We start from the raw sequence: 570 nt of genomic DNA, 5'->3' as shown, positions 1-570 counted from the left end.
AGCGCGCGCCGCCGCGGACAACGCACATGCGCTGTTCGCCGATGGGCGCTCGGAATTCGTCGGCGTGCTGCGCCTGTGGGACGGCTACCGCCAGGCCCACGAAGATCTCACCCAGTCCAAGCTGCGCGACTGGTGTGGGCGACATTTTCTTGGTTTCCTGCGCATGCGCGAATGGCGGGAACTGCATCGCCAACTGCGCGTGCTGTGCGAAGAACTGGGCTGGAATGAAGAGCCGGCCGAGACCTCGTTGGCGCCGTTGCTGGCCGGTTCCTCGGCACCGGCGCCGGCGCGCGATGACGAGGCCAGGATCAAGGCGACGCGTGGCCAGCAGCACCGTGCCGCGCGCCTGGCCCGCGAAGGGAAATCCGAACCGGCGCCTGCCGGGAACAAGGCCGCGCCCGGCAACGGTGCCGATCCCGAGGCACGCAGCGCGTTCAGCGACAAGGTGCGCGCCGCGGCGTACCAGACCCTGCACCGCGCGCTGATCGCCGGCCTGCCCACGCAGATCGGCCATCGCAGCGACAAGGGCGATTTCCTGGCGCCACGCCAGCGTCGCTTCCTGCCGTTCCC

Annotated in this window: 1 protein-coding gene; it reads left to right on the top strand. The window is 70.0% G+C overall.

All coding sequences use genetic code 11. From position 1 onward, the window contains the following. On the top strand, nucleotides 1–570 hold a 570-nt coding region (locus AAE045_RS24000), incomplete at both ends, for a hypothetical protein (RefSeq protein ID WP_455549804.1).

It is taken from the genome of Dryocola clanedunensis, assembly GCF_038405435.1.
GTDB lineage: Bacteria > Pseudomonadota > Gammaproteobacteria > Enterobacterales > Enterobacteriaceae > Dryocola > Dryocola clanedunensis_A.
The sequence above is the reverse complement of the archived record's forward strand: the minus strand, read 5'-3'. Positions and strand labels throughout refer to the sequence as shown.